The following is a 25,044-nucleotide window of genomic DNA, read 5'->3' on the forward strand; positions in this document are numbered from 1 at the left end:
GGCTCACGCCTGGATGTGGCCGAGCTTGTCGGGGTTGAGCACGACGTAGATCCCGTGGACCCGGCCGTCGCGTACGTCGAGCGAGGTGAGCTGGGAGTGGTCGTCGAGCGAGGTGAACAGCGCGGGCGCGCCGTTGGCGTCGACCACGCGGGTGGCGCCGACCGGGTAGCGGTTGAGCAGGCCGGTGATGAAGGCGAGGACCTTCGCGCGGCCGATGACCGGGCGCAGGGCGGCGCGCACCCTGCCGCCGCCGTCGTTCCAGGCGACGACGTCCTCGCTGAGCAGCTCGGTGAGGCCGCCGAGGTCGCCCTGCTGTGCGGCTTCCAGGAACCGTGTGAAGAGTTTCACGTGGTCCTCGGCGACGGGCGTGAAGCGCTCGCGCCCGTCCGCGAGATGCTGTCCGGCCCGGCGGAACAGCTGGCGGCAGTGGGCGGCGCTCGCTCCGAGGATGTCGGCGATCTCGTCGTACGGCAGCTCGAACGCCTCGCGCAGCACGAACACGGCCCGCTCCGGCGGGGTCAGCCGCTCCATGAGGTGCACGGTGGCGAAGGCCACCGTGTCACGGAGCTCGGCGGTGTCCATCGGCCCCAGCGCGTCGGTGGCCACCGGCTCGGGCAGCCAGGGCCCGGTGTAGGCCTCGCGGGTCACCCGCGCCGAGCGCAGCTGGTCGAGAGCGAGCCGCGAGACCATCTTGATCAGGAAAGCGCGCGGCACCCTGATCTCGCCCCGGTCGGTGCCCAGCCAGCGCACACAGGCGTCCTGGACCACGTCCTCGGCGTCCCACATGGACCCGAGGAAGCGGTAGGCGAGCCCGAGCAGCAGCGGCCGGTACCGTTCGAACTCGGCCGCGCCGCCCCCTTCCGCCGCCGAGTCCTGCTGCTCGTCGGGCGCTGCCATACCGGTTCCTCTCCCCTGTTTCCGCTGTTCACAGCCTTCGGTGTCACTTCGCCGCGGCCACCGCGCCATTCAACTCCACCGCGAGACCGGTGCGCCACGAGGTGTGGCGAGGGCGCCAGTCGAGGCTGAGCCGGGCGCGCGCGTTGTCCGCGCCGCGGAGCCGTGTCATGTACGCCGTTCCCCAGCCGCCGACGGCGAGGCGGGCAATGAACACGGGCAGCCGCTTCGGCGCCGGGGCGCCCAGGATCCGGGCCACCTCCGGTACCCACTCGCTCATCCGGGCGGGGTCGTTGTCGACGATGTTCAGGGTGCCGGTGGTGTTCTTGTCGAGGGCCGCGACCACGGCGGTGGCGGCGTCGTGGACGTGGGTGAAGGAGAAGGTGGCCGAACCGCCGCCCACCAGCGGCAGCTTGCCGTCCATGATCTGGCGGACGAACTGGCCGTCGGCGTCGAACGCGGTGCCGGGGCCGTACAGATGGCCGAAGCGCAGCACGAGTCCGCCCGCGTCGCGGGTGCGCCGCTCCAGCTCCCGCAGGGCATCGAGGGAGCGCCGGAACGGCTTGGGCGGGGTGGGCCACAGCGGGGTGTCCTCGTTGGCGAGCCCGGCGCCGTCCGGGTCGTAGCCGAAGGCGACGCTCTGGCTTATCACCCGGCGCGCGCCCGCGCTGTGGGCCGCCTCGATCAGATTGCGGGTTCCCTCGGTGCGCAGCCGGTCGGTGAGGGCGAACTGCTTGGACATGCCGCGGGGGTTGAGCCGGGGCGGGATGGCGGTGAGCAGATGCACGACCGCGTCCGGGGCCGCTTCGCCCACGGCCCGGTCCAGGGCCGCCGCGTCGAGGGCGTCGGCCACGACGGTCCTCGCGCCCGTCCCCTCCAGGAACGCGGAGCGCCCGGTCGAGCGGGAGAGGCCGATCACGTCATGGCCCACCGAGGTCAGCAGCGGAACCAGGGCCCGCCCGATGACTCCGGTGGCTCCGGCGACAAGTACACGCATGGGGTTTCTCCTGAGGTCCTGAGGTCGGTCCTCCGGGCCGCTGGTGCGCGGTCCGGAGGAGGTTCGGCATCGGGACGGGCGAGGCCCCTCGCGCGTGACAGTCGCCGGATGTGACCTGGGGCACACCTCGCCCCGCGGGGTCACATCGCCCGCTCGCACCCCGCCCAGTACGGCTCGCGCAGCCGTCGCTTGTAGAGCTTGCCGTTGGGGTCGCGCGGCATGACCGCGATGAAGTCGACGGACTTGGGGCGCTTGTAGCCCGCGAGCCGCTCCTCGCAGTGGGCGAGGATCTCGATGGCGAGCGTGTCCCCCGGCTCGTGTCCGGGCGCCACTTCGACGACGGCCTTGACCTCCTCGCCCCAGTCCGCGTGCGGGATGCCGAACGCGGCGGCGTCGGCGACGGCCGGGTGGCTGAGGAGCGCGGCTTCGATCTCGGCCGGGTAGATGTTCACCCCGCCCGAGATGATCATGTCGATCTTGCGGTCGCGCAGGAAGAGGTAGCCGTCCTCGTCGAGGTAGCCGAGGTCGCCCACGGTGAAGAAGTCGCCGATGCGGTTCTTCCGCGTCTTGGTCTCGTCCTTGTGGTAGCTGAAGCCGCCCGTGGACATCTTCATGTAGACGGTGCCCAGCTGGCCCGGGGGCAGCCGGACGCCCTCGTCGTCGAAGACCGCGAGTTCGCTGATGGGCCACGCCTTGCCGACGGTGCCCGGCTTCTTCAGCCAGTCCTCGGCCGTGGCGAACGCCCCACCGCCCTCGCTCGCCGCGTAGTACTCCTCCACGCAGCTCCCCCACCACTCGATCATCGCCCGCTTCACGTGGTCGGGGCAGGGGGCCGCGCCGTGGATGGCGTGCCGCAGCGAGCTCACGTCGTACCGCGCCCTGACCTCCTCGGGAAGCGAAAGCAGCCGGTGGAACTGGGTCGGCACCATGTGCGTGTGGGTGCAGCGGTACGCGTCGATCAGGCGCAGCATCTCCTCGGGCGTCCACTTGTCCATCAGGACCAGCGGATGCCCGAGATGCAGGGACGCGCCCGCGAACTGGAGCACGGCCGTGTGGTAGAGCGGCGAGCAGACGAGATGGACGTTGTCGTCGAACGGCTTGATGCCGAAGATGCCGAGGAAGCCGCCCAGGTAGGACTCCTCGGGGAGCTTGCCGGAGAGCGGGCGCCGGATGCCGCGCGGGCGGCCGGTGGTGCCCGAGGTGTAGTTCATGACCCAGCCGAGGGTGCGGCCCTCGGGCACGGACTCGGGCCGGCCGTCGAGGAGTTGGCCGTACGGGCGGAATCCCGCCACCTCGCCCACCGCGTACCGGTGGCTGCCCGGCAGCTTCGCCTCGTCGGCCGCCGCCGTCGCCGCCCGCGCGAACCGCTCGTGGGCGATGAGGACCTTGGCGCCGGAGTCCGCGACGATCCACGCGATCTCGGCCCCGACCAGATGGTGGTTGACGGGGACGAGGTAGAACCCGGCCTGGGAGGCGGCCAGATACGCGGTGAAGAACTCGACCCCGTTGGGCAGGACGACGGCGAACGCGTCGCCCTGTTCCAGTCCGGCCGCGCGCAGCCCGTGCACCAGCTGATTGACGGCGGCGTGCAGCCGCCCCGCCGTCCAGCGCTCGCCGTCGGGCGCGGTGAGCACCACGCGGCCGGGGTCGGCGGCGGCCTGCGCCCAGAACCCGTTGGGCGGCTGCGGGGAGTCGGTCATGACCCGCTCCTTCCGGCGATGCGGCTGATACGGTCGACGGCCTGCTCGAAGCCCCGGGTGAGGTCGTCGAAGACCTCCTGGACGCTGCGCTCGGAGTTCATCCGGCCGACGATCTGGCCGACCGGCGTGCCGAGCAGCGGAGCGACCTCGTACTTCTGGATCCGCGACAGCGCCTCGGCGACCAGCAGCCCCTGCAACGGCATCGGCAGCGTGCCCGGTCCGCTCGGGTCGTCCCAGGCGTCGGTCCACTCGGTGCGCAGCTGGCGGGCGGGCTTGCCGGTGAGGGCGCGCGAGCGGACGGTGTCGCCGGAGCCCGCCGCGAGGAGTTTGCGGGTGAGCGCGCGCGAGTGCAGATCGGCCTCGGTGGTGGTGAGCCAGAGGGAGCCGAGCCAGACGCCCTGGGCGCCGAGGGCAAGCCCGGCGGCCACCTGGGCGCCGCTGCCGATGCCTCCGGCGGCGAGCACGGGCAGCGGCGCGACCGCGTCTACGACTTCGGGCACGAGCACCATGGAGGCGATCTCGCCGGTGTGGCCGCCGGCTTCGTATCCCTGGGCGACGACGATGTCGATGCCCGCGTCGGCGTGGTGGCGGGCGTGCTTGGCGCTGCCGGCGAGGGCTGCGACCAGGACGCCGTTGGCGTGGGCGCGTTCGACGACGTCGGCGGGCGGGGAGCCGAGCGCGTTGGCGAGCAGCTTGATCGGGTAAGTGAAGGCGACGTCGAGCTGGTTGCGGGCGACCTGCTCCATCCACCCGGTGATCCGCCAGCCGGACGCCTCGCCCTCGGCGAGCTCGGGGACGCCGTGCTTGGCAAGCGTCTCGCGCACGAACTGCCGGTGCCCCTCCGGGATCATCGCCTCGACGTCGGCCTCGGTGACGCCCTCCACCTTCCGGGCGGGCATGACGACGTCGAGGCCGTAGGGCAGCCCGTCGGTGTGCTCCTGCATCCAGTCGAGGTCGCGCGCGAGGTCGTCGGGGGCGGTGTAGCGGACCGCACCGAGCACGCCGAACCCGCCGGCCCGGGTGATGGCGGCGGCCACCGCCGGGAACGGCGTGAAGCCGAAGATGGCGTGCTCCACTCCCAGTCTTCTGCTCAGCTCCGTCTGCATGGGGCGCAGGATGCCGCAGCCCAGCCGACGAGGGAAGAGATTTTCTGATGCTACGTCAGATTCTTTAGGTGGCCGGCGCATCCGGGCCGGTTGGGGTGGCGGCCGTGATCCGGAGCGACGACACGGGTGCCGCCGCCAGGCCATCGGGCCTTACCGCCCCAGAACCGCCATCGCCGCATTGTGGCCCGGGATCCCGCTGACCCCGCCGCCCCGGACCGCGCCCGCCCCGCACAGCAGGACGTTCGGGTGCGCGGTCTCCACGCCCCAGCGGCCGGCGGACTCCTGCGCGTACGGGAACGCGAGCGGGCGGTGGAAGATGTTGCCGCCGGGCAGCCGCAGTTCGCGCTCCAGGTCGAGCGGGGTCTTCGCCTCGATGCAGGGCCGCCCGTCGGCGTCGGTGGCCAGGCAGTCCCCCAGCGGCTCGGCCAGATGCGCGTCCAGTTGGGCCAGCGTCGCCTCCAGCAGCACCTCGCGCGTCTTGTCGTGGTCGCCGCCGAACAGCCGGGCCGGGGTGTGCAGCCCGAACAGGGTCAGCGTCTGGTAGCCGCGCCGCGCCAGGTCCGGGCCGAGGATCGAGGGGTCCGTGAGCGAGTGGCAGTAGATCTCGGAGGGCGGCGCCGAGGGCAGCTCGCCCGCCGCCGCCTGGGCGTACGCGGCGGCCAACTCCCCGTATCCCTCACCGATGTGGAAGGTCCCGGCGAACGCCTCGCGCGGGTCGACCGATGTGTCCTTGAGCTGGGGCAGTCGGGTGAGCAGCATGTTGACCTTGAGCTGGGCGCCCTCGGCGCGCCCCGGGGCCGGGGCGCCGGTGAGCGCGGCCAGGGCCTCGGGTGACGCGTTGACCAGCACGTGCCGGGCCACGACCGTGCCCTCGGCCGATTCCGGCCCCGCCTCCGCCCCCGTGCGGAAGTCGACCTCCGCCTCGCGGCCGTCGGTGCGCAGCGCGGTCGCCTCGTGCCCGGTGACGATCTCCGCACCGGCCGCCCGTGCGGCGCCCGCGAGCGCGTCGGTGAAGGCGCCCATCCCGCCCACCGGCACGTCCCAGTCGCCGGTGCCGCCGCCGATCACGTGGTAGAGGAAGCAGCGGTTCTGGGCGAGGGCGGGGTCGTGGGCGTCGGCGAAGGTGCCGATCAGGGCGTCGGTGAGGACGACGCCGCGTACCAGGTCGTCGCGGAACCGCTCCTCCACGGCGACGCCGAGCGGCTCCTCGAAGAGCACCCGCCACGCCGTGTCGTCCCCGAGGCGCTCGCGCAGGGCGGCGCGGGTCGGCAGCGGCTCGGTGAGGGTGGGGAAGATCCGCTCGGCGGCCCGCCGGGTCATCCCGTAGAACGCCTCCCAGGCCGCGTACTCGGCGTCGGAGCCGGTCAGGCGGCGGAACGAGGCCCGGGTGCGCTCCTCGCCGCCGCCCACCAGCAGCCCGGTGGGGCGTCCGTCGCGTACCGCCGGCGTGTAGGAGGAGACGGTCCGTTTACGGACGGCGAAGCGCAGCCCCAGGTCGTCCACGATCTTCTGCGGCAGCAGGGAGACGAGGTAGGAGTAGCGCGAGAGGCGGGCGTCGACGCCCGCGAAGGGGCGGGTCGAGACGGCCGCGCCGCCGGTGTGGCCGAGGCGCTCCAGGACCAGCACCGACTGGCCGGCGCGGGCGAGGTAGGCGGCGGCCACCAGACCGTTGTGGCCTCCGCCGACGATCACGGTGTCGTACACCTGGTGTGCGGGCATGGCCCTTCCTAGCACGCACCGAACACCGGCGGCCAGGGTGGCGCGGGGGCTTGCCGCCCGCACCGAACACTCGCGGCCAGGTTGACGCGGGTGACGCGCCACCCGCGCTGAAGACCGGCGGCCAGGGCGGCGCTTGGCGACCGGGACCGAACACCGGCTGTCAGGGCGACGCGGGCGACCCGCACCGAACACCGACTGTCAGGACGACGCCGACGGTCCACCACCCCCTACCGCCCCCGCCCCGGCACCCCGCTCTCCTGCCGCAGCGTCGCGACCCTCCGGCGCAGGGCCGCCGCCTCGGTGTCACGGCCGAGCTGCTCCAGACAGTGGGCCTCCTCGTTCCGGCTGGCCAGGGCGTCGGGGTGGGTGGCGCCGAGCACCCGCTCGCGGGCGTCCGCGACCTGGCGGTAGACCGTCAGGGCCGCCGTCCACCGGCCGAGCCAGCCGAGGCCGACGGCGATCTCGCGCCGGCTGACCAGGGTGTCGGGGTGGTCGGCGCCGAGCACGCGCTCCCGCAGCGCGCACACGTCGCGGGCCTCGGTCAGGGCCTCCTCCCAGCGGGCGAGCCGCCCGAGGTTGACGCCGAGGCCGTGGCGGGCGCGCAGGGTCTCGGGGCTCGCGGCGCCGTCGATACGGGTGCGGTCGTCGACGAGCACCCGGTACAGCTCCAGCGCCTCGGCGCTGCGGCCGAGACGGCCGAGGGCGATGCCGATCTCGTACCGGGCGGCCAGCGTGTCGGGGTGGTCGGCCCCGAGCGCGGTCGCGCGCGCCGAGGCGACCTCGCGGTAGACCTGCAACGCCTCCACCCAGCGCCCCAACTGCCCCAGTACGTATGCGACTTCGTAGCGGGAGACCAAGGTGTCGGGGTGCCCCGCGCCGAGTACGCGCGCGCGGTCCGCGGCGACGTCGCACGCCATGCGGTACGCGTCCTCCAGACGGCCGAGGCGGCCCAGGTTGAAGGCCAGGTTGTGGCGGCAGCGCAGGGTGGCCGGATCGTCGGGTCCCATGACGCGCTTCCGGGCGGCGAGCACCGAGGCGTACACCTCATGGGCCTCGGAGTGGCGCCCGAGGCGGCCCAGGACGTACGCCGTCTCCTGGCGGGCGTCGAGCGCGCCCGGGTCGTCGGGTCCGAGCGTGCGGGCCCGGGCCTGGGCGACCAGGTCGAACTCGCGCAGCGCGTCGGCCTCGCGCCCGGTCCGGCTCAGCGCGAAGGCCACCTCGTACTGGCTGACCAGGGTGTCGGGGTGGTCGGGTCCCAGCGCCTCGGCGCGCGCGGCGGCGACCGCGCGGTGCACCTCGCCCGCCTCCGCCCAGCGGCCGGCGCGGCCCAGGTCCAGGCCTTCGCGGTGGCGCTCGTCGAGCGCGGCGAGGAGCTCGGGCCGGGGTGGCGGCGGCCGGTCGGGGGCGGGCGGGACAGGCGGAAGGGCGGTCGTCCACGCGCCGGTCAGGCTGGCGTCGGGGTCGGGCGGGGCGGGGTCGGGCGGAGTGGAGCCCGTAGCCTTGCGGCCGGTGGTCATCCCGCGCGCCCAGGACGGCAGTCCGCGCGGCCGCACGGGCGGCGGCGCCACCGTGGAGGGGGTGGCCGGGGCCGGGACGAGCCCGCGCCCGGCGGCGAGGCGCCGCACCAGCTCCCGCGCGTCCTGGGGCCGCGACCCGGGCTCCTTGGCGAGCAGGTCGAGCACGATCTCCTCGAAGAACTCGGGGAGTTCGGGGCGCCTGACGCGCGGAGGGCCGGGCACGGTGTCGCGGTGGCCGACGAGGATCGCCCAGGCGTCGTCGAGGTCGAACGGCGGTGCCCCGGTGGCCAGTTCGTACAGCACGCACCCCAGCGAGTACAGATCGCTGCGGTGGTCGACGGGGGCGCCGCCGATCTGCTCGGGCGACATGTAGTGCGGGGTGCCCATGGCGATACCGGTGCCGGTGAGCCGGGAGGTGAAACCGATGTCGGCGCCGAGGCGGGCGATCCCGAAGTCCAGGATCTTCACCGTGCCGTCCGGCAGCCACATGATGTTGGCGGGCTTCAAGTCCCGGTGGACGATCCCCTGTTGATGGGTGTAGGCGAGAGCCGAGGACACCTGCTCGGCGATGTCCACGACGTCCGCCACCGGCAGCGGGTGGCCCTTGTGGTCCTGGAGGAGCTCGCTCAGATTGCGGCCGTCGAGCAGCTCCATGACGAGATAGAGCCCACCCTCGAACTCCCCGAAGTCATGGACGACCGTGACGCCCCGGTGCTGGAGCGCCGCCGCGACCCGCGCCTCGCGCCGGAACCGCTCGCGCAGCACGCGCGCGAACGACTGCTCGTGCTGCGGCCCGAGCGGCTTGAGGCACTTCACGGCGACCCGCCGCCCCAGCGATTCGTCGCGGGCCGCCCACACCTCGCCCATGCCGCCGCGCCCGATCACCTCCAGCAGCCGGTACCGGCCGTGGATCAGCGTGGTGTCCGCCATCGCGCGATGTCGCCCCCGTCACGTCACTCCGCTGCGCCCTCCCCGGCTCCCTCCAGTATGGCCGCCTGTCTGCGGAGTGTGTACGGCGACGGGCGCGTTCCGGGCCCCATCCGGGCGACCGCGCGCAGGATGTGCTTGGGCGGCAGCTGCCAGCGCACGGTCGGCGGAATGCACCGCAGCAGCCGCCCGGCGGCGACGAGCCGCCGGGTGACCTGGTACGGCGCGGGCGCGGGCCGCCCGTACAACTCGTGGGCGTACGGGGGCAGCGCGTCGTAGGCGAGCCGGGCCACGCGCCGCCAGAGCACCGCGCGCGCCGGTGCCAGCAGCGGGTGCACGGGCGGCCGCCGCAGAAAGGCGTCGACCTCGCGCGCGTCGGCACCGGCGGCGAGCTCTGGCCGTACGGCCTCGAAGTACGCGGCGAGCCGGCCGGTGGACGCCGGGACGCGCTCGGGGTCGAGCCCGATGAGCCGCGCGGCCTCGCGCTGCTCGTCGACGTACCGGTCGGCCTGCGCGTCGCTGAGGGGGAACCCGGACCGGCGCGCGACGTGCAGATAACTGTCGACTTCCGCGCAGTGCACCCACAGCAGCAGCGCCGGCTCGTCTATCCGGAACCGCTCCCCGGTCACCGGATCGTCGGCCTTCAGAAACCCGTGAATGCGCCGAACCCGCGCACCGGCGCGCTCGGCCTCGACCTTCGTGCCGTACGAGATGGTCGCGACGAAACGGGCGGTGCGCAGCAGCCGCCCCCAGGTGTCCTTGCGGAAGTCGCTGTTCTGCATGACCCCGCGCACGGCACGCGGGTGCAGCGCCTGAAGGTAGAGCGCCCGCACCCCGGCGATCCACATGACCGGGTCACCGTGCATCTGCCAGGTCACGGAGCCGGGCCCGAAGTACCCGGGGTCGGGTGTGGCGGGGCCGGGCGTGCCGGGATCGGGCGTGCCGGGATCGGGCGTGCCGGGTCCGGGACTGCTTTCGGGCATGCGACGCCACCTCCTGTAGGGCCAGGCTAACGGCGCACCCTCGGCATCCCCAGACCGATCCAGGAGATGATTTCGCGCTGGATCTCGTTGTTGCCGCCGCCGAAGGTGAAGATCACGGCCGAGCGGTAGCCGCGTTCCAGTTCGCCGTGGAGGACCGCGCCCGCCGAGCCCTCCTTCATGGGGCCCGCGGCGCCGACGACCTCCATGAGCCAGGCGTACGCGTCGCGGCGAGCCTCCGAGCCGTACACCTTGACGGCGGAGGCGTCCTGGGGGGTGAGGGTGCCCTCCTGGACGGCGTTCACCATCTGCCAGTTGAGGAGCTTCATCGCGTCGAGGCGGGTGTGGGTGCGGGCCAGGCGGCCGCGTACCCAGCCGAGGTCGATGACGCGGCGGCCGTCGGCGAGCTTGGTGCCGGCAGCCCAGCGCTGGACGTCGTGCAGGGCGCGGATCGCCATGGTGCCGTGCGCGGCGAGCGTGACGCGTTCGTGGTTGAGCTGGTTGGTGATCAGCCGCCAGCCGTTGTTCTCCTCGCCCACCCGTCGGGAGACCGGGACGCGGACGTTCTCGTAGTAGCTGGCGGTCGTGTCGTGCGAGGCGAGCGTGTTGATGACCGTGCAGGAGTAGCCGGGGTCGGAGGTCGGCACGAGGAGCATGGAGATGCCCTTGTGCGGGGGCGCGTCGGGGTCGGTGCGCACGGCCAGCCAGACCCAGTCGGCCGTGTCGCCGTTCGTGGTCCAGATCTTCTGGCCGTTGACCGTGTAGTGGCCGGTGGCCTCGTCGCCGTCGCGCACCGCCCTCGTCTTGAGCGCGGCCAGGTCCGTGCCCGCGTCGGGCTCGCTGTAGCCGATCGCGAAGTCGATCTCGCCGGAGAGGATCCTCGGCAGGAAGTACGCCTTCTGCTCGTCCGTGCCGAACCGCATCAGGGTCGGGCCGACCGTGTTCAGCGCCATCAGGGGCAGCGGCACCCCGGCCTGGGCGGCCTCGTCGAAGAAGATGAACTGCTCCGTCGGGCTCAGCCCGCGCCCGCCGTACTCCTCGGGCCAGCCCACCCCCAGCCAGCCGTCCGCCCCGAGGCGGCGCACGGTGTCGCGGTAGAAGCGCTTCTGGGCGGCGGGGTCGGTGCTGGGGCCACCTCCCGGGCTCTCAGGGCTCTGGGCGCGGGCGTATGCGTTGTCGGGCACCAGTTCGGCGAAATAGGCGCGCAGCTCGGCGCGGAGCCGCTGCTGCTCGGGCGTGTATTCGAGGTGCACGGGGCCCTCCAGGCGGGTCACGGTCCGTCGCTGAGCGTCGCTCCGCGTCGTGCGAGCGGGCACACAGTAGAACGTGTTCCAGGAATCTGGAAGGGCGACGCCGTGGCGGGCGCGGTCTCACATGCCTTGCGGGAGCGGGACCCGTCCCCCTCGGCGGGTCACCCGTTCGTCTCCATACGGTCGCCGCGCGCCCGGGGCGCGGCCAGCATGACGAAGGCGTACCGACCGCCCCTTCCGGAGGCCCCCCATGACCACCGCCCGCGATCTGATGACCGTCGACGTCCGCTGCATCCCGGCGAGCGAAACCCTCGACCGGGCCGCGCAGTTGATGCGGGACCACAACATCGGCGCGCTGCCGGTGAAGGACAGCGACGGCACGCTGACCGGCATCGTCACCGACCGTGACATCGTGGTCAAGGTCCTCGCCGCCGGAAAGGAGGCGGCCGAGGTGAGCGCGGGCGACCTCGCCGAGGGCATGCCGCGTACCGTCTCCGCCGACGCGGACGCGGCCGAGGCGGTACGGGTGATGAGCGACGCGCGCGTCCGCCGACTCGTCGTCGTGGACGACGGCGAGCCGGTCGGTGTGATCACCGAGGCGGATCTGGCCCGGCACCTCCCTGCGGACCAGTTCGCCTCGTTCGCGAGCAGCGTGTACGCGAGGGGCTGAGCCCGGAAGGGCCGAGCCTCCGCGAGGGGGTCAGGGCAGCAGCTTGTCGATCGCCGCGGGGCCGTCCTGCGCCAGACGGCGCTCCGCCCACTCCAGGGTCTTGGGCGTGATGTCGCGCCCCGACGCCAGTACCAGGTCCTCGGCGGTGACGTCACCGCTTGAACCGGTGTGCAGCAGTGCGTCCGGGGTGATCCCCTCCCGCTTCGGCGCGGGCTCGGACTGAGCGTTCATGCCGCCTCCTCATTAGTCCGGCGTGGCTCCATTCTGGTACCCGGTCCCGCAGTACGCATCCGCCCCAGAAATCTCGCCCGTACGGCCCGGTCGCGGCCGGGTCCCGGCCTGGCCCCGGCCCGATCCCAGCCTGGTCCCTGTCCGGCCCCGGCCCGGCAGCGGGGCCTGCGGTGGGCCCTGCGGCGGCCCGCGTGGTCGCCTCCGCGAAAGTCACCCGTACGAGACGCCGGAGCCGGGAACCAGTCGCCGCGCTCGCCGCGTTCTCACCACAGCAACGCTCCGCAGAGCAGCGCAGGGCAGCCCACCACAGAGCAGCGCAGGACGGTGCAGGACGGCCCGGTGCAGGACGGCACGGCGTGGCGCGGTGGCGGGCTGCGGTGGGCCGTGGTGGGCAGTGGACAGGGGGGTCGATGAGCGAGCTGGTTCCCGGGGGTAACCGGCCCCTCCCGGACGGCGTTCTGACGATCGGCGTCCCGGGGCCCTTCGACCTGTCGGTGCTGATCACCGACGACACCGGCAAGGTCGACGGCGACGCCGACTTCGTCTTCTACAACCAGCCGTCCGCGCCCGGCACCCGACTCGACGACGACGTCATCACGGTCGACCCGAGCCGGCTGCGGGCCGGGGCGAGCCGGCTCACGGTGGTCGTCAGTCCCGCGGATCCGGGCGTTCCGCTCGGCCGGCTTCCGGTGCCGAGCCTGCGCCTGAGCGGTCCCGGCGGCGAGGTCCTGGCCCGGTTCACGCCGCCGAAGCCGGAACGGGAGACGGTGCTGCTGCTGGCCGAGATCTACCGCCGGGGCACCGGCTGGAAGGTCCGCGCGCTGGGGCAGGGGTACGCGGACGGCCTCGCGGGAGTGGCCCGTGACTTCGGGGTGGACGTGGCCGACGAGGACCCGCCGCCGCACGCGCCCACCGTCCAGCTGCCCACTGCGGCGATACCGGTCCCCGCCGCCCGGCGGCCGGAAGCGGGACAGGGCGACGGCTTCGGCGGACTGGTCAACGCCGAGCGGGCCCGGGCCGGGGCCCCGCCGGTGACGATCGACGGACGGCTGACCTCGGCCGCCGAGTCGCACGCCGCGACCATGGCCGCGCAGGGCCGCCTCAGCGTGGAGAGCCCGGACGGCGTCTCGGTCTTCCAGCGGGTGACCACGCGGGGGTACGCGTATCTGGGCATCGCCGAGCACCTGGTGTCGGGGCCGCGCACACCGGCCGAGTTCCTGGCGTACTGCCTGGAGGACGCCCACACCCGGCGTCCGCTGCGGGACGCCGCGTTCACCGAGGCGGGCGTCGGCCGCGCCAGCGACGACCGTACGGGCGAGGTGTACTGGACGGCGCTGTGGGCCAGACCGTTCAGCGGGGACGGGCTGCACCGGACGGTGTCCGAGGTGGTCGCGCTCACCAACGGCCGCCGCGCAAGGGCCGGGCTGCGCCCGCTGGCGGACGACACCCGTCTGGCCACGGCGGCCCAGGCGTACAGCGCGGACATGGCCGCCCGCGGCTTCTACTCCCACACCTCGCCGGAGGGCCTGGAGCCGTGGGACCGGGCCCGGGCGGCCGGGGCCGCGCACCGGGGCATCGGCGAGAACATCGCGTGCGGGCAGCGCACGGCGGCCGAGGTGGTGGAGGGCTGGATGAACAGCCCGGGCCACCGCGCCAACATCCTCAAGCCCGACTTCACCCACATAGGCGTCGGCTTCGCGGGCGGCGGCCGCGCGGGCACGTACTGGACGCAACTGTTCGGCCTCGCGTGACGGGCGCGCCGAGGCGGGCCGGGCCGTGTCCGGCGTACGGCGGCGCCGGGTTCCTGCCCGGCTGACAGGCGGGCAGGAGGTCCTGCCGTGCCCGCTACCGTGTCCGGCCGACGGCGGCGCCAGGTTCCTGCTCGGCGCGCCCGGCAGCGCGAGCGCGTGGTTCGGCCCAGCGGCCCGTGGCGAGCCACCGCGTCACGGGTCTCGCCCATGACGCAGGCGCGGACGGCTTCGCACATTCCCCCACGCCCCCGGGCGCGCGTTCCACACACGCGCTTCGCACGCCCCTCCCCCGCCCGTCTCGAACACCCCGTCACATGTCGAACACGAGGCGCGAAACCAGCCAGGTTTCCCGCGTGAGGGCCGCCACACCCTCACCACCCCAGCAACAAAATCTTCACGAGATCGTCAAATTCGATGAAGGATCTGCACTTTCAGCAAGCCGGGCGGGCGCGGACAGCAAGATCATCTTTGTTCAACATTGCACTTCGAATCTGGACATGTCCGCATTGAGCCCAACCACTTGGGTGACGCTTTGCCGTTCCGTTGCCGGGCTGTAGGCATTGGTCAAGACGGTTCCGACGGACACGTCCCGGCCGTGACCACGCCGGACACAGATCCGTCGACGACCCGTCAAGCGCATTGCGAGGACGGCGACTTCACACGTTCGCGCCCTCGACGCCGCTGGACCACTACGGAGCAATACCGAACCACAGGGGGTTACCCATGTCCCGACTCACCCGCCGCAGCGCGCTGGGCCTCACCGCGAGCGCGGTGGCCGGCCTCGGCCTGGCCGGTACCGCGTACGCGGCGACCGCGAGCGGAGCCGCGAACGGTGTCGTCCCCGCCTCGGGCGACGGCCACACCGGTCACATGGGCGGCATGGACGGCATGGACCACACGGGGCATGACGCGCCCGCCCCGTTCGACGAGGTCTACCAGGGCCGCCGCATACAGGGAGCGCCCGCGCAGGGCGGCGCCCACGGCGGCCACCACGGGGGATACGCGGTGCAGATAGACGGCAAAGAGCTGCACGTGATGCGGAACGCCGACGGCACCTGGATCAGCGTGGTCAACCACTACGAGACGTTCGCGACGCCGCGCGCCGTGGCCCGCGCGGCCGTGGTGGAGCTGCAGGGCGCCACGCTCGTCCCGCTCGCCTGACCCGCTTCCGGCACATCACCCGCACCCGCACAGCACCACAATCTGGAGCATTTCCATGACCGTACGCAAGAACCAGGCGACGCTCACCGCGGACGAGAAGCGGCGCTTCGTCAACGCGATCCTGACGCTGAAGCGCAATGGAAAGTACGACGCGTTCGTCACCACGCACAACGAGTTCATCATGAGCGACACCGACGACAGCGACCGCGTCGGCCACCGTTCGCCGTCGTTCCTGCCGTGGCACCGCAGATTCCTCTTGGAGTTCGAGCAGGCCCTGCAGTCGGTGGACTCCACCGTCGCGCTGCCCTACTGGGACTGGACGGCCGACCGCACCACGGCCTCCTCCCTCTGGGCCTCGGACTTCCTGGGCGGCACCGGCCGCAGCCGTGACGGCCAGGTGATGGACGGCCCGTTCGCCTCCAGCGGCGGCAAGTGGGCCATCAACGTCCGGGTGGACGGCCGCAATTACCTGCGCCGCGCGCTCGGCGCGAGCGTGCCGCAGCTGCCCACCAAGGCCGAGGTCGACAGCGTCCTCGCCATGTCCACGTACGACATGGCCCCCTGGAACAGCGCCTCGGACGGCTTCCGCAACCACCTGGAGGGGTGGCGCGGGGTCAACCTGCACAACCGGGTGCACGTGTGGGTCGGCGGCCAGATGGCCACCGGCGTCTCCCCCAATGACCCGGTGTTCTGGCTGCACCACGCGTTCATAGACAAGCTCTGGGCGCAGTGGCAGGAGCGCCACCCCGCCTCGCCGTACCTCCCGGCCGCCGGGACGGCGAACGTGGTGGACCTGCGCGACACCATGCGCCCGTGGAACAACGTGACGCCGGCGGACATGCTGGACCACAAGAAGTTCTATACGTTCGACGCCGCGTAGTGCGCGCTGGTGCGGCCCCGGCGGGCGTGTGCCCGCCGGGGCCGCACCGTCGGGGCCGCACCGGCGTTGGCGGGTGCGCGTGCCTCGTAAGCTCGGCTCCATGGACGTTCACGAATCAGTGCTCGAACTCGTCGGTGGCACCCCGCTGGTACGGCTGCGGACGCCGGGGGGCGAGAAGTCGGCCGCGCTCTACGCGAAGCTCGAATACCTCAGCGCGGGCGGCAGCGTGAAGGACCGCATCGGTCTGCACATGATCGAGCAGGCGGAGCGGGACGGGCTGCTGCGCCCCGGCGGCACCGTCGTCGAGGCGACCTCCGGCAACACCGGGGCCGGGCTCGCGATGGTGGCGGCGGCCAAGGGGTACCGGGCCGTCCTCGTCGTCCCCGACAAGACGAGCACCGAGAAGATCGCCACGCTGCGGGCGTTCGGCGCGGAGGTGGTCGTCCGCCGCAGCGGACTGCCCGCCGAGGACCCGGAGAACGTCTTCAACACGGCGGCGCGGATCGCCGCGGAGAGGCCGGACAGCTGGCTCGCCGGCCAGTACGACAATCCGGCCAACCCCGGTGCGCACTACGCCACGACCGGCCCCGAGATCTGGCGCCAGACGGAGGGGCGGGTCACGCATCTGGTGGCGTGCGTCGGCACCGGCGGGACGATCAGCGGTACGGGCCGCTACCTCAAGGAGGTCAGCGGGGGCGCCGTGCGGGTGACCGGGGCCGATCCGGCGGCGTCGGTGTACTCGGGCGGTGACGGTCGCCCGTACTTCGTCGAGGCGACCGGGCACGTCCGCCACCCCGAGACGGTCGAGGACGTCTGGCCCACCTCGTACCACCAGGACGTGGTCGACGAGCTCCTCCCGGTGAGCGACCGCGACGCACTGTTGACGGTTCGTCAACTCGCCCATGAACAGGGCCTGATGGTCGGCGCTTCGGCGGGTCTCGCGGTGGCGGCGGCCCAGCGGGTGGCCGCGGGGCTGGACCCCGAGTCGCTGGTCGTGGTGATCCTGCCGGACTCGGGGCGCCAGTACCTCTCGAAGTACTTCAACGACGCGTGGCTGCTGCGGCTGGGGTTCCTGGACGGGGAGGAGGGCGCGGTGCGGGTCGGAGACGCGGTGCCGGCGGCGGTATGGGGTGAGCCGCTGCCGTATGTGAACCGGCTCAGTACGGCCGCCGAGGCGCTGGGCGTCCTTCGGTCCCTGCGCGACCTCGGCCGTCCGTCGGTCGTCCCGGCCGGTCCGTGCCCGGTGGGCCCGGACCGCGCGCCGACCGTCCCGGAGCTGGCGGGCTCCCTCTCGCTCGACGCACTGTCCGCCGCGGTGGAGGACGGCACGTTGAAGCCGGACACACCGGTACGTGACCACCTCGGCGCGCCGCTCCCCCACTTCGGGGTGGGCGAGCGGGCCGACGCGGTGCTCGCGGAGCTGGAGGAGCGCGGGGAGGAGCTGGCGGTGGTGGTGCGGGATGGGCACGGGGTGGGGTTGGTGGGGAGGGCGACGCTGCGGTCCCTGCTGCGAGGTGGCCCCACCCGGCCCCTCCCGCTGTGACATGTGCGGCTCCGCCGCGTGGCCTCCGGGGGTGGGAGGAGGGTGGAGGTGGTTCTCCCGGGGGCTACGCCCCCGGACCCCGTTTGCGGGGCCTGCGGCCCCTGCACCCCGCTACGGGGGTCCGCCCCGGACCCCGGCGGGGGCTTCGCCCCCTGCACCCCCGTGGGGCGCCGCCCCGCCTCCCTCGCCGGGCACGCCGCCCCGCACCCCAACCCGGGCACGGGGGCGGGTGGGTTCGCGGGGGCCCACCCCGGCACCCCCTCGCGGCCCACCAACCCTCAGGCAAACACAGCGCTGACGCGCAGCCCCCGCGCCGGATACGGCACAGTCCGTAAAGGATCAAGAGCGTTCCGGAGAGGGCAAGGTCACAGCCCTTCCCCCTGCTGCACCTTTGAGCGCTGCCCTAGCATCCTGAGCATGACGGTCCTGCCTGACGACGGGCTTTCGCTGGCCGCCGAGTTCCCTGATGCAACCCATGAGCAGTGGCAGCGCCTCGTGGAAGGCGTGCTGCGCAAATCGGGTAAAGATGTCTCGGGCACGGCTGCCGAGGAGGCACTGTCCACCCCGGTCGAGGCCGGGCTCACCACCCGGCCCCTGTACACCGCGCGAGACTCCGCGCCCGATGCCGGTTATCCGGGCTTTTCCCCCTTTGTCCGAGGAAGTCGGGCCGAGGGCAACGCCTCGGACGGCTGGGGCGTACGACAGCGCCACGCCGGAACCGACCCCGCCCGGGTCAACGAGGCCGTACTGGCCGACTTGGAGAACGGGGTCACCTCGCTCTGGCTGGCGGTGGGCCGCGGCGGCGTCCCGGTCTCCGGACTGGGCCGCGCCCTCGACGGCGTCTACCTCGACCTCGCACCCGTCGTCCTGGACGCGGGCGCCGACTTCGAGCCCGCCGCACGGGAGTTGCTCCGCCTCTACGACGAGCGCGGCGTCCCCGCCGACTCCGCGCGCGGCAACCTGGGCGCCGACCCGCTCGGCCACGAGGCCCGTACCGGCGAGGCGCTGGACGTGGCTCCCGCTGCCGGGCTCGCCCGGCTCTGCGACGAGCGGTTCCCGCGGCTGCGCGCGCTCACCGTGGACGCGCTGCCGTACCACGAGGCCGGTGGCTCGGCCGCCGAAGAGCTCGGGGCGTCGCTGGCCACCGGTGTCGCGTATCTGCGCGCCCTCACCGAGGCGGGCCTCTCCGTCGAGGCGGCCTGCGGCCAGCTGGAGTTCCGTTACGCGGCGAGCGCCGACCAGTTCCTGACCATCGCCAAGCTGCGCGCCGCGCGGCGGCTGTGGGCGCGGGTCGCCGAGGCGAGCGGGGCCCCCGCCGCCGGAGCGCAGCGCCAGCACGCGGTGACGTCTCCGGTGATGATGACGCGCCGCGACCCGTGGGTGAACATGCTGCGCACCACGGTGGCGTGTCTGGGCGCGGGCGTCGGCGGCGCGGACTCCGTCACCGTCCTGCCCTTCGACCACTCGCTCGGTCTGCCGGACGGCTTCGCGCGCCGCATCGCGCGCAACACCTCCTCCATCCTCCTGGAGGAGTCGCACCTGGCCCGGGTGATCGACCCGGCGGGCGGCTCCTGGTACGTGGAGCGGCTCACCACCGAACTCGCCGAGGCCGCCTGGGAGTTCTTCCAGACGATCGAGCGCGCGGGCGGCCAGGCCGCCGCGCTGCGCTCCGGGCTGATCCGCGAGCGGCTCGCCGCGACCTGGGCCGAGCGCAGCCGCAAGCTGGCCAAGCGGCGCGAACCGGTCACCGGCGTCAGCGAGTTCCCGTATCTCGCCGAACGCCCCGTCGAGCGCGAGGCGGCCCCCGCCGAGCCCACCGGCGGGCTGCCCAAGGTGCGCCGCGACGAGGCGTTCGAGGAGCTGCGCGCCCGCTCGGACGCCGAGCTGGCCGCGACCGGATCCCGCCCGCGGGTCTTCCTCGCCGCGCTCGGCCCGGCCGCCGCGCACACCGGCCGGGCGACCTTCGCCTCCAACCTGTTCCAGGCGGGCGGCATCGAGCCCGTGCACGACCCGGTGTCGGTGGACGCGGCCACGGCGGCCGAGGCGTTCGCCGCCAGCGGCGCCACCGTCGCGTGCCTGTGCTCCAGCGACGCGCTCTACGCCGAGCAGGCCGAGGCGGTCGCCGCCGCCCTCAGGTCGGCCGGCGCGACGCATGTCTACCTCGCCGGCCGCGGCGAGTTCGCCGGTGTGGACGAGTACGTCTTCGCCGGCTGCGACGCGGTGGCCGTGCTCTCCTCCGCCCTCGACCGCATGGGAGTGGCGTCATGACGATCCCCGACTTCTCGGAGCTGCCGCTGGCTGAGGGCGCCGGCGCCGACGGCTCCGTAGACCAGTGGCGCACGGCCGTGAAGGAGTCCACCGGGAAGGCCGACGGCGATCTGCTGTGGGAGACCCCGGAGGGCATCGCGGTCAAGCCGCTCTACACCGCGCGCGACCTGGAGGGCCTGGACTTCCTCGGTACGTACCCGGGCGCGGCGCCCTATCTGCGCGGCCCCTACCCGACGATGTACGTCAACCAGCCCTGGACGATCCGGCAGTACGCCGGGTTCTCCACGGCCGAGGAGTCCAACGCCTTCTACCGGCGCAACCTCGCGGCCGGACAGAAGGGTCTGTCGGTCGCCTTCGACCTGCCGACCCACCGCGGCTACGACAGCGACCACCCCCGGGTGACGGGCGACGTCGGCATGGCGGGTGTGGCCATCGACTCGATCTACGACATGCGCCAGCTCTTCGACGGCATCCCGCTGGACAGGATGTCGGTGTCGATGACGATGAACGGCGCGGTGCTGCCGGTCCTCGCGCTCTACATCGTGGCGGCCGAGGAGCAGGGCGTACCGCCCGAGAAGCTGGCCGGGACCATCCAGAACGACATCCTCAAGGAGTTCATGGTCCGCAACACCTACATCTACCCGCCCAAGCCCTCGATGCGGATCATCTCCGACATCTTCGCGTACACCTCGCAGAAGATGCCGCGCTACAACTCGATCTCCATCTCCGGCTACCACATCCAGGAAGCGGGTGCGACGGCTGACCTGGAGCTGGCGTACACGCTCGCGGACGGTGTGGAGTACCTGCGGGCCGGGATCGACGTGGGCCTGGACGTCGACGCGTTCGCGCCCAGGTTGTCCTTCTTCTGGGCGATCGGCATGAACTTCTTCATGGAGATCGCGAAGTTGCGGGCGGCGCGGCTGCTGTGGGCGCGCCTGGTCAAGCAGTTCGACCCGAAGAACGCCAAGTCCCTCTCGCTGCGCACCCATTCGCAGACCTCGGGCTGGTCGCTGACCGCGCAGGACGTGTTCAACAATGTCACGCGCACCATGGTCGAGGCCATGGCCGCGACCCAGGGCCACACCCAGTCGCTGCACACCAACGCCCTCGATGAGGCGCTGGCGCTGCCCACCGACTTCTCCGCCCGCATCGCCCGCAACACACAGCTGCTGCTCCAGCAGGAGTCCGGCACCTGCCGGGTCATCGACCCGTGGGGCGGCAGCGCGTACGTCGAGAAGCTCACGTACGACCTGGCCCGCCGCGCCTGGCAGCACATCCAGGAGGTCGAGGCGGCCGGCGGAATGGCGCAGGCCATCGACGCGGGCATCCCGAAGCTGCGCGTCGAGGAGGCGGCCGCCCGTACCCAGGCGCGCATCGACTCCGGGCGCCAGCCGGTGATCGGCGTCAACAAGTACCGCGTCGAGACCGACGAGCAGATCGATGTCCTCAAGGTCGACAACTCCTCGGTGCGCGCCCAGCAGATCGCCAAGCTGCGGCGGCTGCGCGAGGAGCGCGACGAGGCGGTCTGCCAGGACGCGCTGCGCGCCCTGACCAACGCGGCGGCCACCGGCACCGGCAACCTCCTCGAACTGGCCGTGAACGCGGCCCGCGCCAAGTCGACGGTCGGTGAGATCTCGGACGCCCTGGAGAAGGTGTACGGACGGCACGCCGCCCAGACCCGTACGATCTCCGGCGTGTACCGCAACGAGGCAGGAGAGTCGCCTTCCGTGGAGCGCACGCGCGCGCTGGTGGACCGCTTCGACGAGGCGGAGGGCCGCCGTCCGCGCATCCTCGTCGCCAAGATGGGCCAGGACGGCCACGACCGCGGCCAGAAGGTGATCGCCACCGCCTTCGCCGACCTCGGCTTCGACGTCGATGTCGGCCCGCTCTTCCAGACGCCGGGCGAGGTGGCCCGGCAGGCGGTCGAGGCGGACGTGCACATCGTCGGTGTGTCGTCGCTCGCCGCCGGTCACCTCACCCTCGTACCGGCGCTCCGCGAGGAGCTGGCGGCCGAGGGCCGGGAGGACATCATGGTCGTCGTCGGCGGTGTCATCCCGCCGCAGGACGTCCCGACCCTGCTGGAGATGGGCGCCACGGCGGTCTTCCCGCCGGGGACGGTCATCCCCGACGCGGCGTACGACCTGGTGACGCGGCTCGGCGCGGCGCTGGGCCACGACGAGCTGTAGCCGCCCGTGCGCATCGATCTCGACAGCTATGTCAAGGGTGTGCTCGACGGGAAGCGGTCGTTCGTCGCCCGGGCGATCACCCTCGTCGAGTCCACCCGGCCCGACCACCGCGCGCTGGCGCAGCAGCTCCTCACCGAGCTGCTGCCGCACGCCGGGAACGCCCGGCGGATCGGCATCAGCGGGGTGCCCGGGGTGGGCAAGTCCACCTTCATCGACGCGTTCGGCACGATGCTGACGGGGCTCGGCCACCGGGTGGCGGTGCTCGCCGTCGACCCGTCCTCCACCCGTACCGGCGGCTCCATCCTCGGCGACAAGACGCGGATGGAGCGTCTCGCGGTGGACCCGGCGGCGTTCGTACGGCCCTCGCCGAGCGCCGGCACCCTGGGCGGTGTCGCCAAGGCGACGCGCGAGTCCATGGTGGTGATGGAGGCGGCGGGTTACGACGTCGTCCTGGTGGAGACCGTCGGCGTCGGCCAGTCCGAGACGACGGTCGCCGACATGGTCGACTCGTTCCTGCTGCTCACCCTGGCGCGCACGGGCGACCAGCTCCAGGGCATCAAGAAGGGTGTCCTGGAGCTGGCGGACGTGATCGCGGTGAACAAGGCGGACGGGCCGCACGAGCGCGACGCCAAGTCGGCGGCGCGCGAACTGGCGGGCGCCCTGCGCCTGATGCACCCCGCGGACGCGGCCTGGACTCCGCCGGTGCTGTGCTGCAGCGCCCGCGAGTCAAGCGGCCTGGACACCGTCTGGGAGCGGATCGACCAGCACCGCACGCTCCTCGACTCCACCGGGCGCCTCGCCGCCAAACGCCGTGACCAGCAGGTCGACTGGACCTGGACGATGGTTCAGGACGAGCTCCTGGACCGGCTGCGCGCCCACCCCGCGGTACGCGACCTCGCCCCCGCCCTTGAGCGGCGCGTCCGCGACGGCGAACTGACGCCGACCCTGGCGGCGGAGCGCATCCTGGGAGCGTTCCAGGGAGAGGGCGCCGCCGAATAGGGCTCGCCCTGCGCGAGCGCCGTGAAAGGCCCGGACCGATCGTGGTCCGGGCCTTCCGCGCTGCTCAGGCGGGCGCACCCACGAGTTCGGCGCGCTCGGCGGACTCCAGCCGCTCGATCAGCACCGCGCGGGCCCGTGCCACCCGGGAGCGGACCGTGCCGATCGGACAGTTGCTCACCTGGGCCGCGTCCGCGTAGGGCAGCCCGAGGAGCTGGGTGAGGACGAAGGCCTCCCGGCGCTCGTCCGGGAGCGCCGCCAGCAGATCGGCGAGGGCGACCCCGTCGTCGAAGCCGGGCAGGCCCCGGGGCTGGGCCCGCTCGGCGGCCGACTGCCAGTCGTCGGTGTCGCACACCCTCGGCCGGGCGGCGGCGTACCGCAGGTTGTCGATCACCGCGCGGCGGGCGATCGACAGCAGCCAGGTGCGGGCGGAGGAGCGGCCCTCGAAGCGGTGCAGGCTGCCGAGGGCCCGCAGGAAGGTGTCCTGGGTCAGGTCGTCGGCGGCCTGTGGATCGGCGCCGAGGTAGGTGACGTAACGACGTACGTCGCGGTGGAGCGCGCGGACGAAGTGCTCGACGGCTTCGGGGTCTCCGGCGCGGGCGGCGAGCGCCCAGGCCGTTATCGCCTGGTCCGTCGACTCGTCGCGCGAGCGGGGCAGGGCAGGAGTGATCACCTGATGTCCTTCTCGGGAATCCGGGATCCGGACCGGCCGGCCAGGCGGCGGGGTCCGGTGAAGGGGTACGGCGGCACAAAGGCGTGCGGCCGATGCCCGGGCGCCGGAGAGGTACTCCGGGGGCGCCGCGGGAAACCGGCTGTCGTCAGACGACAGCGGTCCCCGCGGGCGGGCCCCGTGAGGTGATCGCGTGGACGAGGAAGAGCTGCCGGGGCGAGCGGACCGTACGGTCCCGGCGTGCGCGCGGGCGCGCGGGCCGAGGCGGCGCGGCGGTGAGCCGGGTCAGCCGCAGCGGTGCGAAGAGCCAGCCGGCGAAGGCCCGCAGGATCCGGAAGGCCGCGCGCTCACCGTGCGCGAGCCACAGGCCGCACAGCAGCGCGGCCAGGAGGTGGGCGGCGAGCATGCCGGTGGAGGACATCCCCTGGGGCATACCGGCCATGTCGTGGCCCAGAGAACCCATGTAGCTCAGGGAACCCATGTGGCCCAGGGAACCCATGTGGCTCAGGGAACCCATGTGATCCAGGGAACCCATGTGGCTCATATGCCCCATTGAGTCCATTTTCCCCATGGCCATCTCGCTCATCGGCATGTCCATGGGCGGCCCGGCGGGGCGCGCGGTGGACTGGGCCCACGAGAACAGCTCGTGCAGCACCGCCTGCGCGCCCACGGCGACGGCCACGACCGGTCCGAACCGGCGCTCGCGCCCCGCCAGGGCCCACGCCGTGGCGCCGGTGGCGGTGAAGCCGCACCCCAGGGCCCACCAGGGCACCGGGGCATCCGACATGAGGGCGTGCCCGAGCGCGGTGAGCAGCACACAGAGGGCCGCGAACATCGCGGCCCGCAGCGTGCGGCAAGAGTCTCCGGCAGTCATGGCGCGCCCATCCTCGCATCCGCCCCAGGCGTTTCACCGGCGGGTTCGCACATTGATCCGCCGGTTCCGCCCGGAAAACGCACGTGATCCAGGCCACACCAACTCGCCGGAACCCGACGCTCGTTCGCGCCGACTACTGGGGCGGAGCCGGGCGTGTCAGCCCGGCCGGTGACCGTGCGGGATGAAGCGGCCCATCGCCCGTCGGGCGGCGGGGACCAGGCCGTGGGGGGTGTCGGCGGGCGCCACCCCCACCGTCACCCCGACCCCGGCCCCCACCGCGGCGCGCGGAGAAGGCGCGGCAGAGCCGAACCACTCGCAGGGCGCGCCCGGATGGAGTTGACGGTCGTCGCCGTGCGCCTTCAGGGCGACGCTGATCAGGCTGAGCAGCAGCTCGACATCGGCGTCGCAGTCCAGGAGCACGGTGAGCCAGGCGGATCCGGGCGTCAGCCGGATCGCGCTGCTGCGCCGGAGTTCCGGCAGCAGCCGCTCGATGGCCATATGGGTGAGATGCAGATCAGCGGCGTAGTCGGAGTGGAAGTGCACCACTTCGTACTCCGTCGTGCGGAAGGCTTGCCCAACGGCGCACCGGGGCGGGCCACTTACCAGATTCGGCCATGTCTCCAACTGAGCCATGGCGCGATGGGCCGCGGTCATAACCCCATCCTCGCGCACGATTCACCCGTAGGACACCCCCATCACGCTTCTCTCCCGGCCGCTTGACCAA

Annotated in this window: 20 protein-coding genes; 8 read left to right on the forward strand and 12 right to left on the reverse strand. The window is 73.0% G+C overall.

Annotated elements, in window-relative coordinates; all coding sequences use genetic code 11:
• Nucleotides 1-3: 3 nt before the first annotated feature.
• From sigJ to AB0G17_RS10600, 8 genes are all read right to left on the reverse strand, one after another.
• The gene (sigJ, locus tag AB0G17_RS10565; RefSeq protein ID WP_361378733.1) at nucleotides 4-897 is read right to left on the reverse strand and encodes an RNA polymerase sigma factor SigJ; all 894 of its coding nucleotides are present in this window, start codon (nucleotides 895-897) and stop codon (nucleotides 4-6) included.
• Between the two features lie 43 nt (nucleotides 898-940).
• A complete protein-coding gene (locus AB0G17_RS10570; protein ID WP_361378736.1) occupies nucleotides 941-1,891 on the reverse strand; it encodes an NAD(P)-dependent oxidoreductase in 951 nt (316 codons plus the stop codon).
• 140 nt (nucleotides 1,892-2,031) lie between these two features.
• Entirely contained in the window at nucleotides 2,032-3,591 is a 1,560-nt protein-coding gene (locus tag AB0G17_RS10575; RefSeq protein WP_361378739.1) for an acyl-CoA synthetase, read from the reverse strand.
• Nucleotides 3,588-4,697 (reverse strand): nitronate monooxygenase family protein, encoded by a 1,110-nt coding sequence (locus AB0G17_RS10580; RefSeq protein WP_361378742.1) that lies wholly within the window; start codon nucleotides 4,695-4,697, stop codon nucleotides 3,588-3,590. The genes AB0G17_RS10575 and AB0G17_RS10580 overlap by 4 nt, the downstream gene beginning before the upstream one ends.
• A gap of 150 nt (nucleotides 4,698-4,847) precedes the next feature.
• Nucleotides 4,848-6,416 carry an NAD(P)/FAD-dependent oxidoreductase gene (locus tag AB0G17_RS10585; protein WP_361378745.1) on the reverse strand — a complete coding sequence of 523 codons (1,569 nt, stop codon included), beginning with the start codon at nucleotides 6,414-6,416 and terminating at the stop codon, nucleotides 4,848-4,850.
• 227 nt (nucleotides 6,417-6,643) lie between these two features.
• Nucleotides 6,644-8,863 carry a serine/threonine-protein kinase gene (locus AB0G17_RS10590; protein WP_361378748.1) on the reverse strand — a complete coding sequence of 740 codons (2,220 nt, stop codon included), beginning with the start codon at nucleotides 8,861-8,863 and terminating at the stop codon, nucleotides 6,644-6,646.
• Nucleotides 8,864-8,886: 23 nt separating this feature from the next.
• Nucleotides 8,887-9,726: an oxygenase MpaB family protein gene (locus AB0G17_RS10595; protein ID WP_361378932.1), complete on the reverse strand. Its 840-nt coding sequence runs from the start codon at nucleotides 9,724-9,726 to the stop codon at nucleotides 8,887-8,889.
• Nucleotides 9,727-9,869: 143 nt separating this feature from the next.
• Nucleotides 9,870-11,093 (reverse strand): acyl-CoA dehydrogenase family protein, encoded by a 1,224-nt coding sequence (locus AB0G17_RS10600; protein ID WP_361378935.1) that lies wholly within the window; start codon nucleotides 11,091-11,093, stop codon nucleotides 9,870-9,872.
• A 247-nt stretch (nucleotides 11,094-11,340) separates the two neighbouring features.
• On the opposite strand from AB0G17_RS10600, the gene AB0G17_RS10605 reads away from it, so the two are divergent.
• A complete protein-coding gene (locus tag AB0G17_RS10605) occupies nucleotides 11,341-11,760 on the forward strand; it encodes a CBS domain-containing protein (RefSeq protein WP_361378751.1) in 420 nt (139 codons plus the stop codon).
• 30 nt (nucleotides 11,761-11,790) lie between these two features.
• Here AB0G17_RS10605 and AB0G17_RS10610 read toward each other — a convergent pair whose 3' ends face one another.
• Nucleotides 11,791-11,991, reverse strand: coding sequence for a hypothetical protein (locus AB0G17_RS10610; RefSeq protein WP_361378754.1), 201 nt, complete (start codon nucleotides 11,989-11,991; stop codon nucleotides 11,791-11,793).
• A 410-nt stretch (nucleotides 11,992-12,401) separates the two neighbouring features.
• Between AB0G17_RS10610 and AB0G17_RS10615 the strand changes: the two genes are divergently transcribed.
• The 7 genes from AB0G17_RS10615 (at nucleotide 12,402) to meaB (ending at nucleotide 22,779) form a co-directional block, all read left to right on the forward strand.
• A complete protein-coding gene (locus tag AB0G17_RS10615; protein ID WP_361378757.1) occupies nucleotides 12,402-13,742 on the forward strand; it encodes a CAP domain-containing protein in 1,341 nt (446 codons plus the stop codon).
• A gap of 723 nt (nucleotides 13,743-14,465) precedes the next feature.
• Nucleotides 14,466-14,903: a tyrosinase cofactor gene (locus AB0G17_RS10620; protein WP_361378760.1), complete on the forward strand. Its 438-nt coding sequence runs from the start codon at nucleotides 14,466-14,468 to the stop codon at nucleotides 14,901-14,903.
• 55 nt (nucleotides 14,904-14,958) lie between these two features.
• Nucleotides 14,959-15,783, forward strand: coding sequence for a tyrosinase family protein (locus AB0G17_RS10625; RefSeq protein WP_361378763.1), 825 nt, complete (start codon nucleotides 14,959-14,961; stop codon nucleotides 15,781-15,783).
• A gap of 100 nt (nucleotides 15,784-15,883) precedes the next feature.
• Nucleotides 15,884-17,326, forward strand: a complete 1,443-nt coding sequence (locus tag AB0G17_RS10630; RefSeq protein ID WP_361378766.1) for a pyridoxal-phosphate dependent enzyme — start codon at nucleotides 15,884-15,886, stop codon at nucleotides 17,324-17,326.
• A 417-nt stretch (nucleotides 17,327-17,743) separates the two neighbouring features.
• On the forward strand, nucleotides 17,744-19,594 hold the full coding sequence (gene mutA, locus AB0G17_RS10635; protein WP_361378769.1) for a methylmalonyl-CoA mutase small subunit: 1,851 nt from the start codon (nucleotides 17,744-17,746) through the stop codon (nucleotides 19,592-19,594).
• Nucleotides 19,591-21,780: a methylmalonyl-CoA mutase gene (scpA, locus tag AB0G17_RS10640; protein ID WP_361378772.1), complete on the forward strand. Its 2,190-nt coding sequence runs from the start codon at nucleotides 19,591-19,593 to the stop codon at nucleotides 21,778-21,780. The genes mutA and scpA overlap by 4 nt, the downstream gene beginning before the upstream one ends.
• A 6-nt stretch (nucleotides 21,781-21,786) precedes the next feature.
• On the forward strand, nucleotides 21,787-22,779 hold the full coding sequence (gene meaB / locus AB0G17_RS10645; RefSeq protein WP_361378775.1) for a methylmalonyl Co-A mutase-associated GTPase MeaB: 993 nt from the start codon (nucleotides 21,787-21,789) through the stop codon (nucleotides 22,777-22,779).
• A gap of 64 nt (nucleotides 22,780-22,843) precedes the next feature.
• Here the strand turns inward: meaB and AB0G17_RS10650 are convergent, their stop codons facing one another.
• The 3 genes from AB0G17_RS10650 to AB0G17_RS10660 form a co-directional block, all read right to left on the reverse strand.
• Nucleotides 22,844-23,449: a sigma-70 family RNA polymerase sigma factor gene (locus AB0G17_RS10650; RefSeq protein WP_361378778.1), complete on the reverse strand. Its 606-nt coding sequence runs from the start codon at nucleotides 23,447-23,449 to the stop codon at nucleotides 22,844-22,846.
• 145 nt (nucleotides 23,450-23,594) lie between these two features.
• Nucleotides 23,595-24,320: a hypothetical protein gene (locus AB0G17_RS10655; RefSeq protein WP_361378781.1), complete on the reverse strand. Its 726-nt coding sequence runs from the start codon at nucleotides 24,318-24,320 to the stop codon at nucleotides 23,595-23,597.
• 156 nt (nucleotides 24,321-24,476) lie between these two features.
• Complete coding sequence (locus AB0G17_RS10660; RefSeq protein ID WP_361378784.1) at nucleotides 24,477-24,974, reverse strand: luciferase family protein; 498 nt, start codon at nucleotides 24,972-24,974, stop codon at nucleotides 24,477-24,479.
• Between the last annotated feature and the right edge of the window lie 70 nt (nucleotides 24,975-25,044).

The organism is Streptomyces sp. NPDC023838 (assembly GCF_040639555.1).
In the GTDB taxonomy this organism is placed as follows: Bacteria; Actinomycetota; Actinomycetes; order Streptomycetales; family Streptomycetaceae; genus Streptomyces.

Coding starts and splice junctions, on each gene's coding strand:
- sigJ (WP_361378733.1), bottom strand. CDS start 897: ATGGCAGCGCCCGACGAGCAGCAGGACTCGGCGGCGGAAGGGGGCGGC.
- AB0G17_RS10570 (WP_361378736.1), bottom strand. CDS start 1,891: ATGCGTGTACTTGTCGCCGGAGCCACCGGAGTCATCGGGCGGGCCCTG.
- AB0G17_RS10575 (WP_361378739.1), bottom strand. CDS start 3,591: ATGACCGACTCCCCGCAGCCGCCCAACGGGTTCTGGGCGCAGGCCGCC.
- AB0G17_RS10580 (WP_361378742.1), bottom strand. CDS start 4,697: ATGCAGACGGAGCTGAGCAGAAGACTGGGAGTGGAGCACGCCATCTTC.
- AB0G17_RS10585 (WP_361378745.1), bottom strand. CDS start 6,416: ATGCCCGCACACCAGGTGTACGACACCGTGATCGTCGGCGGAGGCCAC.
- AB0G17_RS10590 (WP_361378748.1), bottom strand. CDS start 8,863: ATGGCGGACACCACGCTGATCCACGGCCGGTACCGGCTGCTGGAGGTG.
- AB0G17_RS10595 (WP_361378932.1), bottom strand. CDS start 9,726: ATGCACGGTGACCCGGTCATGTGGATCGCCGGGGTGCGGGCGCTCTAC.
- AB0G17_RS10605 (WP_361378751.1), top strand. CDS start 11,341: ATGACCACCGCCCGCGATCTGATGACCGTCGACGTCCGCTGCATCCCG.
- AB0G17_RS10610 (WP_361378754.1), bottom strand. CDS start 11,991: ATGAACGCTCAGTCCGAGCCCGCGCCGAAGCGGGAGGGGATCACCCCG.
- AB0G17_RS10615 (WP_361378757.1), top strand. CDS start 12,402: ATGAGCGAGCTGGTTCCCGGGGGTAACCGGCCCCTCCCGGACGGCGTT.
- AB0G17_RS10620 (WP_361378760.1), top strand. CDS start 14,466: ATGTCCCGACTCACCCGCCGCAGCGCGCTGGGCCTCACCGCGAGCGCG.
- AB0G17_RS10625 (WP_361378763.1), top strand. CDS start 14,959: ATGACCGTACGCAAGAACCAGGCGACGCTCACCGCGGACGAGAAGCGG.
- AB0G17_RS10630 (WP_361378766.1), top strand. CDS start 15,884: ATGGACGTTCACGAATCAGTGCTCGAACTCGTCGGTGGCACCCCGCTG.
- mutA (WP_361378769.1), top strand. CDS start 17,744: ATGACGGTCCTGCCTGACGACGGGCTTTCGCTGGCCGCCGAGTTCCCT.
- scpA (WP_361378772.1), top strand. CDS start 19,591: ATGACGATCCCCGACTTCTCGGAGCTGCCGCTGGCTGAGGGCGCCGGC.
- AB0G17_RS10655 (WP_361378781.1), bottom strand. CDS start 24,320: ATGACTGCCGGAGACTCTTGCCGCACGCTGCGGGCCGCGATGTTCGCG.
- AB0G17_RS10660 (WP_361378784.1), bottom strand. CDS start 24,974: ATGACCGCGGCCCATCGCGCCATGGCTCAGTTGGAGACATGGCCGAAT.